Below are 17,500 nucleotides of genomic sequence, written 5' to 3' on the forward strand. Positions count from 1 at the left end.
TCCCCGCGCCGTTCTACTGGCTTTAACGGCGCGGGGACGCGAACGACAAAGTTCGCGCTACTCCCCGTGGCCATCTCGAATAAGATAGGGCGTAACAGCAGGTACTAACTCAACGATATGGACGACAAGGAAGGATTGCCGCGCTCCACTTCGTTGCGCTCGCAAGGACAGATGGGGTTCAATAAGCTTTAACAATTATCCCGAAACAAGTTCTCTAACCGGGCCGTGGCGGCGGCCCAGTCGTAGGTTTCTGCTACAAAGGTGCGGCCGGCGGCGGCGAGGCGGGCGGCCCCGGCGGGGTCGGCCAGCAGGTCGTCTAGGGCGTCGGCGAGGGCGGGGGCGGTTTCGGCCACCAGCAGGTGGCGGCCGGGCGTGCCGCCCAGGGCGTTGTGGGCGAGGGGGGTCGTGACGCAGGGCAATTGCATGGCCATTGCCTCCAGCAGCTTGTTTTGCAGGCCCGTGCCGACGCGCATGGGCGCCACAAACACCCGCGCCTGGGCGTAGGCGGTGCGGATATCAGGCAGCCAGCCGCTGACCCCTACCCCCGGCCGGCGGGCCAATGCCAGCACGCGGGGCGCGGGCGTGGTGCCGGCTATCAGCAGGGTGGCCTGGGGGTGGCGGCGCTGCACGAGGGGCAGCATTTCTTCGACCAGCCAGCAGGCGGCATCCACGTTGGGGTGGTAGCCCATGTTGCCGCAAAAGAGCAGGTCGTGGGTTTTGGGGACGGCGGGCTGGGGTTGAAAATAGTCAAAGTCGATGCCGTTGGGCACAAGGGTAATGGCCTCGTTTTGCGGGTGCGCGATGAGCTGGCGGTCCTGGTCGCTGATGATGGTGTGGTGCCCAAACCAGCCCCAGGCCGCCGCCTCGTAGGTGGCCAGGCGGCGGGCTTCCAGGGCCAGCACGGGGCGCTGCCAGGCCGGGGCAATAGCTGCCCGCCGCGCCATGCCGGCCGAAAACACGTCCATGTAGTCGAGCGTCATCGGCACGCGGCCGGCGTGGGGCCGCAGGTACTCGGCCATGCGGATGAGCTGGCAGTACACGTGGTCGGGCCGAAAGTCGGCTAGTAGCTTATCGACCAGGCGCTGGGCGGCGGCTTCGTAGAAATAGCCCACTTGCAGGGGCCGGCCGGCGGTGGCCAGCGCCCGCGCCAGGCCCCTACCCTGGCCCAGGCGGCCCAGGCGGTGCAGGTGCAGCCCGCCGCGGCACAGCGGGCGCACGGCCGCCAGCTCGGCCGCGCTCACGGGCACGTCGCTGAGGGCCAGCAGGCACACTTCATGGCCCTGCCCGGCCAGGTAGCGCAGCTGGTGGTAGGCCCGCAGCTTGTCGCCTTTGTCGAGGGGGTAGGGAAAGCGGGACAGGAGCACCAGCAGTTTCATGCGGGCGCAAAGGTAAAGTGTAGGGTGCGGGGCTTGAACGACGCCCGGCGCTTGAACGAAACCGATACGCATCGTTCAAGCGCCGGGCGGGGGCAAGCCCCGCACCCTACTATACCTTTGGGGCCGACTGCCCCTCCGAGGTATTTGTAATGAAAGAGTTTCTCAAGAAAATAGTTAAGAGCTTACCCTTCGCTTTCACCCAAAACCAGCGCTACGACCACCAGACGCGGCAGGTGCTGCGGCGGGTGCTGGGGCCGCAGTCTAACTGCGTGGACGTGGGTTGCCACAAGGGCGAGGTGCTGGAACAGATGCTACGCTACGCGCCCCAGGGCGAGCACGCTGGCTTCGAGCCCATTCCGGTTCTGTATCAGCAGCTGACCATCGACTTTGCCAACCGGCCCAACTGCCATTTCTACCAGTTGGGGCTGGGCGCGGCCCCCGGCGAGGTGTCGTTCAACTACGTGGTGAGCAACCCGGCCTACAGCGGCTTCGTGAAGCGCAGCTACGACCGGCCCAACGAGCAGGATACGCTCATCCTGGTGCGGCGGGCGCGGCTCGACGACGTGCTACCCCCCGGCACGCGCATCGACCTTATGAAAATCGACGTGGAGGGCGGCGAGCTGCAAGTGCTGCAAGGCGCGCAGGCGCTGCTGGCGGCCAGCCGGCCGGTCATCATTTTCGAGCACGGCATCGGCGGCTCGGACCACTACGGCACCCGCCCCGAGCAGATATATGACCTGCTGTGCGGCCCGGCCATTGACCTGCGCATCTCCACGATGGTGCGCTGGCTGGCGGGCCAGCCGCCGCTCAGCCGCGCCGAGCTGGTGCGGCAGTTTGAGCAGAAGCTTAACTACTACTTCATCGCCTACCCCGCCCAGTAGCGCGAACTTTCCAGTTCGTGCGCGAGCGCAGCGAGCAGGCGGGACCGAGCGGCGCTGCTCGCTGGCGCTCGCGCACGAACTGGAAAGTCCACGCTACTGCCCGGCCCCGAGCCGCGCGTATAGCGCCTCGAAGCGCTCGGTGACGCGGGCGTTGGCGTAAACGCTGGCGGCCGTGGCGGCGGCGGCGGCCCCGATGGCGGCCACCGGCAGGCGGCCGTGGTAGTAGTCGCGCAGAGCGGCCTGCCAGGCGGCCACTTCATCGCGCACCACGATATCCCGGCCGTCCACTACTTCGATGCCTTCGGCGCCGATGCCGGTGCTCAGGATGCACTTGCCCAGGGCCATGCCCTCGATGATTTTGACGCGCATGCCGCCGCCGCTCAGCAGCGGCACCAGCATCAGGTCGTACTGCCGCATGAAGGCGGCCGCCGACTCCACGAAGCCGTGGATAAACACGTTATCCTGGCGCGGGGCCAGCAGGTGGGCGGGCGGGCGCAGGCCGGCCACGTGCAGCTCCAGCTCGGGCAGCTCGGCGTGCAGAGCGGGCCACACCTCGCGCAGCAGCCATTCGAGGCCTTCGAGGTTGGGCAGCCAGTTCAGGGAGCCAATCATGAACACGGTGCGCGGCTGGGGCTGCCCGCCGGGGTCGGGCTGGAAAGAGGCCATTTCGACGGCGGCTGGCACCAGGGCAATGGGCTCGGGGCAGCCCAACTCTTTAAGGCGCACGATGTCTTCCTGGGTAATGGCCGCTACCCCGTCAAAGCACCACAGGTATTTTTTCTCAAAGCGGCGCAGCCTGTTAGCCAGGTGGCTTAGGTAGCGACGCCGGGCCAGATTTTTCTCGCCCTGCGCCAGCCGCTCCCAGATGACGTACTCGATATTATGCGCCCGCAGCACGCTCACGGTTTTCTCAGGCGTCAATTCTTCCGAATCCAGCCACTCATGGTACCAGGCTACGTAGGTGCCTTCGTACTGGATTACGTCAAAGTTTTCGGCCTGAATTAATGGCACCAACGCACCAGTAACTTCCGAATTAATAAACCGCGCGATGTTGTATGGCTGACGTGAGAAAAGCAGATTCCACAGCGCCTTCAGCGGCTTGGCGGTGGTGTCCACGTCCACCGTTACGAGCCGGAAATTTGGGCCCAGGTGGTCGAGCACGTCGGCCGGCTGGTGGTGCTTGGGCGTATTGATGGCCAGCATCGTGACGCGGTGCCCCGCCCGCAGCAGCCCCGCCGTGATGTTGTAAATGCCAATCGCGCCGCCATCGTGCAGGGGGTAGGGAACGCGCGGGCTTACTTGAAGGATGTGCATTAGTGGGTTCCTGGTTCCTGACTTTTATAAGTTCCTGGCTCCCGGTTCGAATGTCAACCAGGAATCAGGACCTTGTAAAAGTCAGGGGCTCCTTTACTTGTATTGTTGATGCACGGCCTGAATCTGCTCCTCGTTGCCGAGCACCAGCAGCACGTCGCCGGCCTCGGGGCGGTAGTCGGCGGCGGGGCTCACTTCCAGCTCGCCGCCCTGGCCGCGGCGCAGGGCAATGACCGTGGCCCCGGTGCGCGAGCGCACATCGAGCTCCCGGATGCTTTGGCCGCGCAGGCTGGGCCGCATTTCGCCAAACGACAGCTCTTCGAGGCGCAGCTTATTGGGGTCAAGGCCCGAAATCATATCCAGAAACCGAATGACTTCGGGCCGGATGACGAGGTTGGCCATGTGCGAGCCGCCGATTTCATCGGGCAGCACCACTGAATTGGCCCCGGCCGACATCAGCTTGCTGACGCTGCTGCGGAGGCTGGCGCGGGCAATAATGGTGATGTGCGGGTTCAGCTCGCGGGCCGAGAGGGCCACGAACACGTTATCAGCATCTTTGGGCAGGGCCGTGATGATGGCGCGGGCGTGCTCGATGCCGGCCTGGCGCAGGGTTGCGTCGAGAGTAGCGTCGCCAAATACGGCCGGAATCTGCTGGTCGCGGGCCAGACGCTCGTTGGCGGCGGCTAGCAGCGACTGGTTTTGCTCCACCACCACGGCGCGGGTGCCGCTGTGGCGCAGCTCGTCGTAGGCCTTATAGCCATTGCGCCCGAAGCCGCAGACAATGACGTGGTTACGGAAACTCTTGATTTCCTGGTCGGTGCGAATCATGCGAAAAAGGTGGCGCAGCTCGCCGTCAAAAATATAGGTCGTGAGCACCGACACGAGGTAGGCCACCACCAGCAGGTTGAACAAAATGTAGAAGGCGACAAAGATGCGGCCCCCATCCGAAAGCGGGTGGACCTCGCCGAAGCCCACCGTGGAGGCGGTTATCACCGTCATGTAGAAGGCGTCGATGAAGGAGTAATTCTCCAGCAGCATGAAGCCCCCTACCCCCACCGAAAAGCTGAAGACCAGCAGCCCCAGCGCCAGCCAGAGGCGGGAAAGGTTTAGTTGTTTAAGCATCCGCCAAAATTGCCACTAAAAACCGAAAGCCCGCCGGGCTGAGCCGTGCTCAACCCGGCGGGCCGGTCAGCGCCCCTACCCAGGGCGCGAAGTGGCAGCTAGCCGGCCCCGGCCCAGCCGCGCAGGCCGGGCCGGGGCCACGCCTGCGGCCTAAAGTGTCGCCATATCAATGACAAAGCGGTAGCGTACCTCACCTTTTAGCATCCGCTCGAAGGCCGGGTGAATATCCTGAATGGCAATCAACTCAATGTCGGACACGATGTTGTGCTCAGCGCAGAAGTCCAGCATTTCCTGCGTTTCGGGCAGGCCCCCGGCCCCCGAACCAGTTACCGTTTTATTGCCGTTGGCCAGCGCGAACGATGACACCTGCAACGGCTCAAGCGGCAGGCCGACGTTGATGTAGGTGCCGTTGGTGCGCAGCAGCGGCAGGTACAGGTTGACGTCGTGGCTGGCCGAAACCGTGTCCAGAATAAAATCAAACGCGCCCGTGACGGTCGCCACCTCGGCCGGGTTTTTCGTGACCACGAAGTGGTGGGCACCCAGCACTTTCGCGTCTTCGCGCTTGTCTTCCGAGGTGCTGAGCACCGTTACGTCGGCTCCAAACGCTACGCCGAATTTCACCCCCATGTGGCCCAGGCCCCCCAGGCCCACTATGGCTAGCCGGTGGCCCGGCCCCACCCGCCAGCGGCGTAGGGGCGAGTAGGTAGTGATGCCCGCGCACAGCAGCGGGGCTACCGCCGCCAGGTCGAGCTTTTCGGAAATGCGGTGCGCGAAATCTTCGTGCATCACGTTGTGGTTGCTGTAGCCGCCGTACGTGGGCAAGCCGTCATGGCCCACGCTGTTGTAGGTCTGCACCGGGCTCACCTGGCAAAACTGCTCCTGGCCGTCGCGGCAGTCGGCGCAGTGCCGGCACGAGTCCACCATGACGCCTACCCCGGCCAGGTCGCCTACTTTAAGCTTGCGGGCTTCGGCCCCCACGGCCACTATCCGGCCCACCATTTCGTGGCCGGGCACCATCGGAAACTGGCCCGGCCCCCATTCATTGTTGAGCAGGTGCCAGTCGGTGTGGCACACGCCGCAGTACAGAATTTGCAGCTGCACGTCGTGCGGCCCCAGGTCGCGGCGCTCGAAGTTCCAGGGTCCTAGCGGAGTTTTCGCGGCTGGCGCGGCGTAACCTTTGGCAGGTAACATAAGCAGGTATCAGAAAAGAGGGTGAAGGCAAGTTGAACGCCACAAAGGTCCTCTTTCGACCCGTCGCCGGCCAAGCGCATACCAAACCGGTAGTTGCACAATTCAAACCACCCTTAGCCTGGAGAGCAGAGCGGGGTAGCCCGCTGGCGAAACGCGGCCGGCGACGTGCCGGCGTGCTTGCGAAAGAAGTGGTTGAAGTAGGTAGGGCCGGCAAAGCCCAGGGCTTCGGCCACGTCGGCGATGGGCCAGCTGGCGTGGCGCAGCAACATCTTGGCCTCCTGCGTGATGCGGGCCGCCAGGTGGGCGCTGGTAGGCTTGCCGGTGGTTTCGCGCAGCACCCGGCTCAGGTAGTTGACGTGCACGCCGAGGTGCGCCGCGAATGCTTCGGCGGTGTGCAGTGCCAGCGGGCGGGCGGGCGACTCCACCGGAAACTGCTGCTCCAGCAACTGCAAGAACTCCGTGGCCAGCCGCCTGGCCGCCGGGGAGCCGGCCGGCTGGGGTAAGGCAGGCTGCATCCGCAGGGCCTCGTGCAGCAGCAATTGCACGAAAGTGCGCAGCAGGTCGAGCTTGTAAGGGTAGGTGGAGTCCACTTCCGCCAGCATCTGCCGAAACAGGTGGGTAAGAAACGTCCGCTGCTCGTTGGTGAGCAGGTACGCCGGGTTGGCCCCAAGCTGAAACAGCGGCGTTTCCTGCCACGGGGCCGCGTAGCCCGGCCCGGCCAGAAACTCGGCCGTAAACAGACAACAGAAGCCGCTCAGGGGCGTGAGCTGGTCGCAGGAATACGGGGCCAGGGGATTGCAAAGCAGCAGGGCCGGGCTTTCTACCCGCAGCGTGTGCCCGGCGTAGCGCAGCTCGGTAGTGCCGCCGGTGTAGAGGCAGATTTGGTAGAAATCGCGGCGGCCGTAGGGCAGGCGCGGCGGCGGGTCGGTTTGCTCAATGGGAAAGACCGTAAACGACCGCGGCTCTTCTAGGGCATACGCCTGCAAATGCGCGTGTTGAAACTCCGGCAAAGACTCACGTGGCTGCATAAGAGAAATAGGGCTTACGCCGTTAGACGGTCAAGTATTTGTTAGTAGCGTACTACCTAACCGCGTAAGTTCTGACAAAGTATAAGCTAGCATTGGCTACGCGTTGCGGGCCACCACGGTGCCCAGCATCTGGGCCAGCTGGTTGTCGAGCTTGGTGAGCTCGTTGTAGCGCAGCAACGAATTTAGCTTCTCGTTCTCGTCCAGGCGGGCATCATTAAGCTGGGCCAGACACTGCTGGCGCTCGCGCTGCACGTGGCACTTATTGAGGCGCAGAATGGCATTGTCGCAGGCTAATTGAATGAGGTTCAGCTCGGTGGGCACGTAAATATCCTTGATGCGCCAGTTGGGGCTGAGGTCGTAGCGCTCGGTGGCAAAGTCGGCCAGCAGGCTGCGAATGGCGGCATCTTCGTGGTGGGCCAGCAGGCGCAGGTCGGGCAATTGGCCCTGCAAAAACTGCGCGCGGCACTCGGCCCACAGCTGCGCGTAGAGGGGCGTGCGCAGCGGCGTGCCGTCGAGCTGGCTCAGTAGATAATGCGCCACCGTGATTTCGGGCTGCACCTCGTGGGGGCCATACAGCACCAGCAGGCGCAGCACGGCCTGCTCGCATTGTTGCAGCACGTCGAGGGGCGCGGCCAGCTCCTCAGTGCCCGCGGTGGGGCCGGCCAGCTGGGCTTTTTCCGCCTCCGAGCCGTGGATGGAGCCGTACATGGCCATCTCAATCTCCTCCTCCGGCGTGAGGAGCGCGCCGGGCGCGGTGGGGGTAGGGGCCGCCGCCGGGCGCGGGCTGGCCGCCCTACCCCCCTCGTCGGGCCGGGCCTTGCCGGGCGGGCTGGTCCTGAGCAGCTTGTTGTATTCGGTGATAATCACCTGCTCCTCAAAGCCGAACACGCTGGCCGTCTGCTGCAAAAACACCTGGCGCTTGAGGCCATCGGGCACTTTGGCCACGCTTTGCAGCACTTCGCGAATGGCCTCGGCTTTCTTCACCGGGTCGGCGGCCGCGTCGCGGGCTACCAGCGTGGTTTTGAAGGCGATAAAGTCCTGGCTCTGGTTTTCGATGTAGTCGGCAAAGCGCTGGTCGCCCACCTTGCGGATGTAGCTGTCGGGGTCGTCGCCGTCGGGAAAAAGCACCACGCGCACGTTCAGACCGCCTTCTAGCAGCAAATCGATGCCGCGCAAACTGGCCTTGATGCCCGCCGCGTCGCCGTCATACAGCACCGTCACGTTGTCGGAATACCGCTTGATGAGGCGAATCTGGCCCTCGGTGAGCGAGGTGCCCGACGAGGCCACCACGTTTTTGATGCCGCCCTGGTGCAGGCTCAGCACGTCGAGGTAGCCCTCCACCAAGTAGCAAAGCTCCTGGTTGCGAATGGGTTGCCGGGCCTGAAACAGCCCGTAGAGCACGTCCGACTTATGGTAAATCTCCGACTCGGGCGAGTTGAGGTACTTCGCCATCTTGTCGTCGCGCTTCAGCGTGCGCGCTCCGAAGCCCACCACCCGGCCCGATACATTGTGAATCGGGAACATCACGCGGCCCCGGAAGCGGTCGTAGCGCCGGCCGGTGTCGTGGCCCTGGTCGTCCTGGCGCTGAATGACGAGGCCGGTTTTTTCGAGGTATTTCTGCTGGTAGCCGGCGGCCGAGGCTGCTTTCAGCAGGTCGTCCCACTGGTCGAGCGAGTAGCCCAGCTCGAACGTCTGGATGGTCGTCAGGTTCAGCCCGCGCTCCTTGAGGTACGCGTAGCCTACCCCCATACCTTCCTCCGTATTCTGGAGCAGGCGGTGGTAATGGTCTTTGGCCCAGTTGGATACGATGTACTGCGAGTCGCGCTCGTTCTGGGCCAGCTGCTCTTCGGGGGTGCGCTCCTCTTCCTCGGGTACCGCTACCCCGTACTTTTTGGCCAATGCGCGCAGGGCCTCGGGGTAGCTGCTACCCTCCACGTCCATCACGAACTGGATGACGCCGCCCGCCTTGCCGCAGCCGAAGCATTTGTAGAGGCCCTTGCTCGGGTTTACCGAGAACGAAGGCGATTTTTCGTTGTGAAACGGGCAGCAAGCCCAGTAGTTCTGGCCCTGGCGCTTGAGCTGCACGTAGTCGCCCACCACCTCCAGAATGTCGGCGGAGTGGATAATCTGGTCAACGGTTTCTTTGGGGATGCGGGCCACGGGTTCAGCTTAGAAGCTCAAATTTACGCTTGCTCACGCCCCCATCCCCGCCGATTATTTTCGGTAAAAATGTTGCATCTTTGCGTAACTCCCGGCGGCTGAACCTAGTATCAGCCCCAAGCGGGAAGGGCGCGAACCCTCCCCGCCGGCTGTTGGTTAGTGACGCAGTAGCAAATACATGCTGCCCGCTACTAGCAACCACCGGCTAAGCCGCGCAAGCAGCTTTACCGGGAGCCTGACGGTGATTACTACGTAATCACCGCCGCTGTTTGGTTTTTTCTCCATGACGTGTGGGTCTAATGGGGGAGAAAGAAATCACCCACTTCGAAGCCCGTGGTTTGCCGACCACGGGCTTCACCTTTTTCAGCCGTGGCTGATAAAAGGCACCGTGGTTGGCGGGAGACTACCCTAGCAGTGCGGTAAAAGTAGCGCGGACTTTGCGAGTCCGCACGGCGCGCCGTTGAACAATGGGTTGAATAACGCTCCTATGCGCAGACGCGCGGACTCGCAGAGTCCACGCTACCCGTCTGCTTACCTTTACTTGATTCAACCAGCCAACAAAATGCCCGCTTACCGCCCGCAAGACCTCGAAAAAAAGTGGCAAGACCACTGGCAGCAACACCAGACTTTCCGCGCCGACAACAATTCTACGAAGCCCAAATACTACGTGCTCGATATGTTTCCCTACCCCTCCGGGGCGGGGCTGCACGTGGGGCACCCGCTGGGCTACATCGCCTCCGACATCGTGGCGCGCTACCAGCGCTTGCGCGGCCATAACGTGCTGCACCCGATGGGGTTTGACTCGTTTGGCCTGCCCGCCGAGCAGTATGCCATCCAGACCGGCCAGCACCCGGCCCTGACCACGGATAAGAACATCGAAACCTACATCCGGCAGCTCCAGCAACTGGGTTTTAGCTACGACTGGGAACGCGAAATCCGCACCTCCGACCCCGACTATTACAAGTGGACGCAGTGGATTTTTCTGAAGCTGTTCAATAGCTGGTACAACCTCGACACCAACTGCGCCGAGTCCATCCGCACCTTGCAGGCCAAGTTTGCCGAAGGGGGTAGCGCCGGCATCCGCGCCGCCGGCGACGAGGCCGACCGCCACGACTTCACGGCCGGGCAGTGGCAGGGCTACACCGAGCGGCAGAAGCTGGCCGCCGTTCTGCCCTACCGCCTTGCCTACCAGCAGGATACCTACGTGAACTGGTGCCCCGCCCTGGGCACGGTGCTCAGCAACGATGAGGTGAAGGACGGCCTTTCGGAGCGCGGCGGCTACCCCGTGGAGCGCCGCCTCATGCCGCAGTGGAACCTGCGCATCACCGCCTACGCCGACCGCCTGCTGGCCGGCCTCGACACCCTCGACTGGCCCGATGCCGTGAAGGAGATGCAGCGCAACTGGATTGGCAAGAGCATCGGGGCCGAAGTCACCTTCCCCGTGCAGCACCACCAAGGCACTGCTATTAAGGTCTATACCACCCGCGTGGACACCATCTACGGGACTACGTTCCTGGTGCTGGCCCCGGAGCACGAACTGGTTGACCAGCTCACTACCCCCGCCCAACGCGCGGCAGTGGACGAGTACATCGCCGCCACCAAGCGCCGCTCGGAGCGCGACCGCCTGGCCGACGTGAAGCACGTATCGGGCGTGTTTACGGGCGCGTACGGGCTGAACCCGGTCAACGACGAGCCGGTGCCCATCTGGCTGGCCGACTACGTGCTGGCCGGCTACGGCACCGGGGCCGTGATGGCCGTGCCCAGCGGCGACCAGCGCGACTACCTGTTTGCCCAGCACTTCGACCTGCCCATTCCGGCCATCTCAGATGCGCAAACGGACCTCGACCAGCAGGCCGACCCCACCAAGGAGGGCCGCTACATTAACTCCGGCATCATCAACGGCCTCGGCTATAAAGAGGCCACCGCAAAGCTAATTGCCTTTCTGGAAGAAAAGGGGCTGGGTAAAGGCAAAGTCAATTTCCGCCTGCGCGATGCCATTTTCGGCCGGCAGCGCTACTGGGGCGAGCCGATTCCGATTTACTACAAGGACGGCACCGCCTACGGCGTGGCCGAAGCCGACCTGCCGCTGGTGCTGCCCGAAATTGACGAGTACCGGCCCACCGAAACCGGCGAGCCGCCCCTGGGCCGCGCCCAAAACTGGCTCTACAAGGGCCAGTACCCCTTCGAGCTGAGCACCATGCCCGGCTGGGCCGGCTCCAGCTGGTACTACCTGCGCTACATGGACCCGCACAACGCTGACCGCTTCGTATCGGAGGCGGCCGAAAAATACTGGGGCCAGGTGGACCTCTACATGGGCGGGGCCGAACACGCCACCGGACACTTATTGTACTCGCGCTTCTGGTATCTCTTTTTGAAGGATTTGGGGCTGGTGACGCACGGCGAGCCGTTCCAGAAACTGATAAATCAAGGGATGATTTTGGGCCGGTCGAATTTTGTGTATCGGCTGAATGCTGACACGGGAGGAATTACTAATACAAATTCATTTGGTCCATTTCCACCGGTTTTCGTTTCCAAAAACATTGTAGACGACCTATCTAAATCTCACTCGAAAGGCGATTCCATTATTAAACATTTTGATTTGGCACTTAAAAAAATAGGCAATAAAAATGGAGGACGGGTTCGCCCAGCTAATCATGGTGAAAACTATGCTTATTTCACTCCTTTGCCTGTTGATGTGAGCATCGTCAACAATGACGTATTAGATACCGAAGCTTTCAAGAAATGGCGGCCGGATTACGCCAATGCAGAATTTATTCTAGAAGACGACGGCCGTTATATCTGCGGTTCCGAAGTCGAAAAAATGTCCAAGTCCAAACTGAACGTCATCAATCCCGACGATTTAATTGACAAATACGGCGCGGATGCGCTGCGCCTCTACGAAATGTTTCTCGGGCCACTGGAGCAGTTCAAGCCCTGGAATACCAACGGCATCAGCGGCGTGGCCAGCTTCCTCAAGAAGTTCTGGCGGCTCTTCCACCCCGAAGACGGCCCGCTGGCCGTGACCGACGAGGCCCCGAGTCCCCCGGAATTGAAGGCCCTGCACAAAGTCATCCAGAAGGTGGCGCAGGACGTGGAGAAGTTCAGCTTCAACACCAGCGTGAGCACCTTCATGATTGCCGTGAACGAGCTAACGGCCCTCAGCACCCGCAAAAGGGCCATTCTGGAGCCGCTGGTGCTGCTGCTATCCCCGTTTGCCCCCCACCTCGCCGAGGAGCTGTGGGAGGAGCTGGGCCACGAGTCGGGCAGCATCAGCCAGGCCGCCTACCCCCCCTTCCACGAGGAATACCTGCTGGAAGCCAACGTCACCTACCCCGTGGCCCTCAACGGCAAGGTGCGCGACCAGCGCCAGTTTGCCGCTACCGCTACCCCCGCCGAAATCGAAGCCGCCGTGCTGGAATCGGATTTCCTAAGCCGCTTTGGCGAAGGGAAATCGGCCAAGAAAGTGGTAGTCGTGCCGGGACGCATGGTAAACGTGGTGGTGTAATTAATTCGGAATTAATCGGGCACGAAAAAGCCCCGCTGAAATTAAATTCAGCGGGGCTTTTTTAGTTAATTCCGGCGCTACTTAAAATCGCGTCAATTTCTTTGTCTGATAAGGTAGCCTGGTCTGATTTATCATAAATAGCCAGCAAATAAATTACCTCGCCAACCAGTTTCACGCAAGTAATTGCGCGTGCTCCATCACGTTTGCCAGCATTTTTCGACTTAATTTTTACTCTGACTTTATAACAGCTTCTGCCCAGGGATTCGCCACTTTGCGGATGTTGCTGCAATTCAGCCAGCAACACGGCCAGGTCGTTACGAGCCGAAGCATATTTCTTTTTTAACTCCTTGAATTGCCGATTAAAGTCATCGGTGAAAACTATGTTATACTTCATCAAGCAAATCGTAAGCCGAGCGCAACTGAATTTTGCCTTGCTGATGCAACTCCACTTGCTGGAGCGAGTGCGTTAGCTCAGCCGCTAATTGCTGCTGAGCCGCAGTAAGAGCGAGCGGCATAGCCACCTCCGCACTACGAGGCTTGCTCGCCTTAACTGGAAAATTCATTTTGCTTAGCACTTGCTTCACAAATTCTACTTCGTCGTCGGGCACGGTTACAATCAGGTCCATAGCTTCAAAGTTAGGGGGTAGGGCACTCGCAATAACTACGCTGGCCGGCGGAGTTTTGGCCACTGAATTCAGCGCGGGTGGCACCTGCTACCGCCCGCGCTGCGCCCGGATGCCCGCCAGCCGCAACTGAAAATAGTCGTATTTCTCGCGCAGGTGGTCGAATAAATCGCGCAGGCCCGCGCCGGGGCCAAGCTGGGCACGGGCGGCGGCAATGGCGGCCAGGTCAGAATCGCTCAGAAACTCGTGCAAGCGCAAGTCGAGGCCCTTGGCGTAGGCCCGCTCCAGGTGGCCTTGCACGGTGCTCAGGGCCAAGCCGCGCTGCTGGGCTATCTGCGCCAGATTCAGGCCCTGGCGGTGCAGCTCCACGGTGGCTTCTTCGGTCGCGCCCTTGGCGGGAACCGATTTATCCTTTTTAGGCGCGTAGTCATCGGTGAAAGGCGGAATGCCGGGCAAGTCACCAGCCTCGTCTTCGGTGGGCACCGGGCGCGGCGGGCCGTGCTGGATAATGGCCTCCATAAATGCCTCGCCATAGGTTTCGAATTTCTTCATCCCTACCCCCGACACCGAGAGCATGGCCACGCGGCTGGTGGGCTGTTCGCGGGCCATTTCCTGGAGGGTCGTGTCGGTGAAGACCACGTAAGGCGGCACGCCCTGCTCGTCGGCAATCTGCTTGCGCAGCTGGCGCAGGCGCTCGAAGAGCCGGGCTTCGGGCGTGCCGGCGCCGGCCGCAGCGGCATCGGCGGCGGCTTTTTTAGTGGCGCGGGTTTGCTTCTCGGCCTTTTCGGCTACCTGGAATTTCTTGAGCGACACGGGCAGCTGGCCCTTCAATACCTGCTGGCCGCGCTCGGTGATTTTGAGGGCGTAGCCTTCCTCGTAGGCAATGTAAAAGAGGCCGTCGTTGAGCATCTGATGCACGTAGCTGTGCCAGTCGAGGTAAGGCAAATCCTGGCCCGCGCCGTAGGTTTTGAGCTGGTCGTAACCGCCCTGCAGCACGGCCTGGTTGCGCATGCCGCGCAGAATATCAATGAGCAAATTAATGGCGACCCGCTGCTGGGCGCGGGTGCTGGCCGAGAGCGCCTTTTGGGCCAATAGCGTGCCGTCGAAGGTGGTGGGCGGGTTGCGGCAGATGTCGCAGTTGCCGCAGTCGTGGCCCAGGTCTTCGGAAAAATAATGCAGCAAAATGCGGCGGCGGCAGCTGGCGGCTTCGGCAAACTGCTGCATCCGCTCCAGCTTGGCGGTGTTGAGCTGGGCCTGGCGGGCGGGCACGTCGCGGGTTACCATATCGCGCATGGACATGACGTCGGCGAAGCTGTAAAACAGCAGGGCCGTGGCCGGCGAACCGTCGCGCCCGGCGCGGCCGATTTCCTGGTAGTAGCCCTCGATATTTTTGGGCAAATTATAGTGCATCACCCAGCGCACGTTGCTCTTGTCGATGCCCATGCCGAAAGCGATGGTGGCCACAATGACCTGCATATCGTCCTGCAGGAATTTTTCCTGGGCTTCGGCGCGCTGGTTGGGGCTCATGCCGGCGTGATAGTAGCCGGCCTTAATACCCTTCTGCTGAAGCTTTTGCGCAATTGTTTCGCAGCTCTTGCGCGAGAGGCAATAGATAATGCCCGCCTCGGTGGGGTGGCGCTGAATGTAGTCGAGTATCTGGCCGATGCGGTCCTGGCCGGGGCGCACCACGAGGTTGATATTGGGCCGGTCGAAGCTCGACAGAAATACTTTGGGCTCGTGCAGGTTGAGCTGGGTGCGAATGTCGCGCTGCGTGAGGCGGTCGGCCGTGGCCGTGAGCGCGATGATGGGCACGCTCGGAAAGTGCGTGCGCAGCGCGCCGAGCTGCGTGTATTCGGGCCGAAAATCGTGGCCCCAGCTCGAAATACAGTGCGCCTCATCAATGGCAAAAATGCTGATATTGACCCGCGTCAGAAACTGCAAAAAGCCCTCGCTCAGCAGCTTTTCGGGGCTCACGTAGAGCAGCTTGAGGTGGCCGCTCACGGCGGCGCGGGCAATGTCGTTGGCCTCGCTCTGGCCCACGCTGCTGTTGAGGTAGGCCGCCACGATGCCGTTGGCTTTCAGCGCTTCCACCTGGTCTTTCATGAGGGCGATGAGCGGCGACACCACCACGCACACGCCCTCGCTCACCACGGCTGGAATCTGGAAGCAGACCGACTTGCCGCCGCCGGTGGGCATGAGCACGACGGTATCCCTACCCCCCAGAATATGCTGGATGATGTCGCCCTGCATGGGCCGGAAATTATCGTAGCCGTAGTAGCGCTTGAGGGCCTGGTGGGCGGCGGTGAGAGCAGGAGCAGGGGCGAGTTCGGGCATAGTAGTAACCTCACCCCCCAGCCCCCTCTCCCGTGGAGAGGGGGAGCCTGACGATTGTAACATGGGGAGGTTGGGAGGAGTTAAGTGTTTTTGGATAGTAGCCAGCACCTGTGGCAGGTGGTGGAGCACTTGGTGGTTCGTAAAACGCAGTTCGCGGTAGCCTAATTCCGTTAAGATATGGGTGCGACCCTGGTCGTACTCAGCCTGGCCGGCTTCGGCGTGTACTTCGCCGTCCAGCTCAACGGTCAGAAGGGCTTGGATGCAAATAAAGTCAACGATGTATGTCCCGATGGCGTGCTGGCGACGAAACCGAACGTTAAGCTGCGAGCCGCGGAGCGCTTGCCACAAAATAGCTTCGGCCGGGGTAGCATGCTGACGATTGTGGCGGGCGTATTCCTTCAGGTTTTTACGCCAGGGTTTTGCCTCAGTAGTGAAGACATGGGCAGTGACTTCACCAGGGCTAAGGGGATTGGCAGGCTTTTGCATGATGCAAATTACATTAGCAAAGGGCAGATGAGGGCAGCATGCCCCCGACTGGTTCACCTCACCCCCCGGCCCCCTCTCCCGTGGAGAGGGGGAGCCACGGCGGCGTTAGCATTTACTCACTGGCTTTTTGCTACGCAAAAAGCGAAGTCTTTTTGACTATTCGCTAACGCCGCCGTGGCTCCCCCTCTCCACGGGAGAGGGGGCCGGGGGGTGAGGTAAGTCGCCTGGGGGCAAGCTGCGCCGCGACCCCCGATACAGCTCGTACTTCAGCAGTCGGCAGTCAATCGGCCCATTAAAGAGCGGAATGCGCCGCGACACCTTCAACCCAATCGACTTGGCTGCCTCTAGGTTACCCGTAAAAATAAACGCATCGTAGCCCTGAAAATTCGTCTTGAGCGCGTCGCCGATGGTTTTGTAGAGGGCGTCCATCTGGGCCTCCTCGCCTATGCGCTCGCCGTAGGGCGGGTTCGTGATGACGAGGCCGGGTGGCTGGTCCGGGGGGGGGTAGGCGTCGCGCACGTCGCGCACCGCCAGGCGGATGCACTCGTCGAGGCCGGCGGCTTCGACGTTGGCGGCGGCATCGCGGATAACTTTCGGGTCGAGGTCGGAGCCGGACAGGTAAGCCTGGGGCTCTTCGATGCGCTGGGCCTCGGCGGCGGCGTGCAGGTCGGCCCAGAGCTGGGCGTCGAAATCGGGCCAGTTTTCGAAACCAAATTTGCCCTGGTGAAACAGGCCCGGCGCGATGCGCTGGGCAATGAGCCCGGCCTCGGTAAGGATGGTGGCCGAGCCGCACATGGGGTCGATGAGCGGGGATTTGCCGTCCCAGCCGCTGAGCAGAATCAGGCCAGCGGCCAGCACCTCATTCAGCGGGGCCTCGTTGGTGCCCCGGCGGTAGCCGCGGCGGTGCAGCGAGTCGCCGGCCGCGTCGAGGCTCAGAATCACGTCGTTTTCGAGCATGCGCAGGTGCAGGCGGATGTCGGGGTTGCGGGTGTCCACACTGGGGCGCTCGCCGGTGCGCTCGCGGAACTGGTCCACGATGGCGTCTTTGGTGAGCTGGGCCACATACAAGGAGTGCTCGAAACTCGACTTATTGACGACGGCCGTGATGGCAAATGTCTGGCCGGGCTGGATAAAGCGGCTCCAGTCAATCTGAAAAACCTCGTCGTAGAGGGCGCGCTCGTCGCGGGCGTAGAAATCGGCGAAGGGGCGCAGCAGGCGCATGGCGGTGCGGCTCCAGAGGATGGCATTGTAGAGCAGCTTTTTGTCGCCGCTAAACTCCACGGCGCGGCTGCCCACGTAGTCGATGGTGGCGCCGAGCTGGCTCAGCTCTTCGGCCAGTATTTCTTCGAGGCCAAACTGGGTGGTGGCGGTAAGGTGCATCCGGCAAAGGTCGGGACGAACGGCAGTACCCGCCTACCCCCGCTCATCCTGCCCAAAGCAAAAGCTGCGGTTATCTTGCCCCGTCTCCTGCGTAATTTTAAGC

Annotated in this window: 12 protein-coding genes and 1 pseudogene; 3 read left to right on the plus strand and 10 right to left on the minus strand. The window is 62.0% G+C overall.

The window, feature by feature from the left end:
* Window positions 1-188 precede the first annotated feature (188 nt).
* Window positions 189-1,376, minus strand: coding sequence for a hypothetical protein (locus A0257_05990; GenBank protein ID AMR26700.1), 1,188 nt, complete (start codon window positions 1,374-1,376; stop codon window positions 189-191).
* Window positions 1,377-1,525: 149 nt separating this feature from the next.
* On the opposite strand from A0257_05990, the gene A0257_05995 reads away from it, so the two are divergent.
* Window positions 1,526-2,257, plus strand: a complete 732-nt coding sequence (locus tag A0257_05995) for a hypothetical protein (protein ID AMR26701.1) — start codon at window positions 1,526-1,528, stop codon at window positions 2,255-2,257.
* Between the two features lie 93 nt (window positions 2,258-2,350).
* Here A0257_05995 and A0257_06000 read toward each other — a convergent pair whose 3' ends face one another.
* From A0257_06000 to A0257_06020, 5 genes are all read right to left on the minus strand, one after another.
* Complete coding sequence (locus tag A0257_06000; protein ID AMR26702.1) at window positions 2,351-3,571, minus strand: hypothetical protein; 1,221 nt, start codon at window positions 3,569-3,571, stop codon at window positions 2,351-2,353.
* A 93-nt stretch (window positions 3,572-3,664) separates the two neighbouring features.
* Window positions 3,665-4,690, minus strand: coding sequence for a hypothetical protein (locus A0257_06005; GenBank protein AMR26703.1), 1,026 nt, complete (start codon window positions 4,688-4,690; stop codon window positions 3,665-3,667).
* A 150-nt stretch (window positions 4,691-4,840) separates the two neighbouring features.
* Entirely contained in the window at window positions 4,841-5,881 is a 1,041-nt protein-coding gene (locus tag A0257_06010) for a hydroxyacid dehydrogenase (protein AMR26704.1), read from the minus strand.
* Between the two features lie 113 nt (window positions 5,882-5,994).
* A complete protein-coding gene (locus A0257_06015) occupies window positions 5,995-6,891 on the minus strand; it encodes a hypothetical protein (GenBank protein ID AMR26705.1) in 897 nt (298 codons plus the stop codon).
* Window positions 6,892-7,005: 114 nt separating this feature from the next.
* Window positions 7,006-9,069 carry a DNA primase gene (locus A0257_06020; protein AMR26706.1) on the minus strand — a complete coding sequence of 688 codons (2,064 nt, stop codon included), beginning with the start codon at window positions 9,067-9,069 and terminating at the stop codon, window positions 7,006-7,008.
* Between the two features lie 562 nt (window positions 9,070-9,631).
* Between A0257_06020 and A0257_06025 the strand changes: the two genes are divergently transcribed.
* Entirely contained in the window at window positions 9,632-12,574 is a 2,943-nt protein-coding gene (locus A0257_06025; GenBank protein ID AMR26707.1) for a leucine--tRNA ligase, read from the plus strand.
* Between the two features lie 61 nt (window positions 12,575-12,635).
* Here the strand turns inward: A0257_06025 and A0257_06030 are convergent, their stop codons facing one another.
* From A0257_06030 to A0257_06040, 3 genes are all read right to left on the minus strand, one after another.
* Window positions 12,636-12,968, minus strand: coding sequence for a hypothetical protein (locus A0257_06030; GenBank protein ID AMR26708.1), 333 nt, complete (start codon window positions 12,966-12,968; stop codon window positions 12,636-12,638).
* On the minus strand, window positions 12,958-13,200 hold the full coding sequence (locus tag A0257_06035) for a hypothetical protein (GenBank protein AMR26709.1): 243 nt from the start codon (window positions 13,198-13,200) through the stop codon (window positions 12,958-12,960). Before A0257_06035 ends, A0257_06030 begins: the two co-directional genes overlap by 11 nt.
* Window positions 13,201-13,287: 87 nt before the next feature.
* The gene (locus A0257_06040) at window positions 13,288-15,531 is read right to left on the minus strand and encodes an ATP-dependent DNA helicase RecQ (GenBank protein AMR26710.1); all 2,244 of its coding nucleotides are present in this window, start codon (window positions 15,529-15,531) and stop codon (window positions 13,288-13,290) included.
* 177 nt (window positions 15,532-15,708) lie between these two features.
* Here A0257_06040 and A0257_06045 point away from each other — a divergent pair, with 177 nt between their 5' ends.
* Window positions 15,709-16,173, plus strand: a complete 465-nt coding sequence (locus A0257_06045; GenBank protein AMR26711.1) for a hypothetical protein — start codon at window positions 15,709-15,711, stop codon at window positions 16,171-16,173.
* Window positions 16,174-16,254: 81 nt separating this feature from the next.
* Here A0257_06045 and A0257_06050 read toward each other — a convergent pair.
* Window positions 16,255-17,397: pseudogene (locus A0257_06050) on the minus strand (hypothetical protein).
* Between the last annotated feature and the right edge of the window lie 103 nt (window positions 17,398-17,500).

The organism is Hymenobacter psoromatis, assembly GCA_001596155.1.
In the GTDB taxonomy this organism is placed as follows: domain Bacteria; phylum Bacteroidota; class Bacteroidia; order Cytophagales; family Hymenobacteraceae; genus Hymenobacter.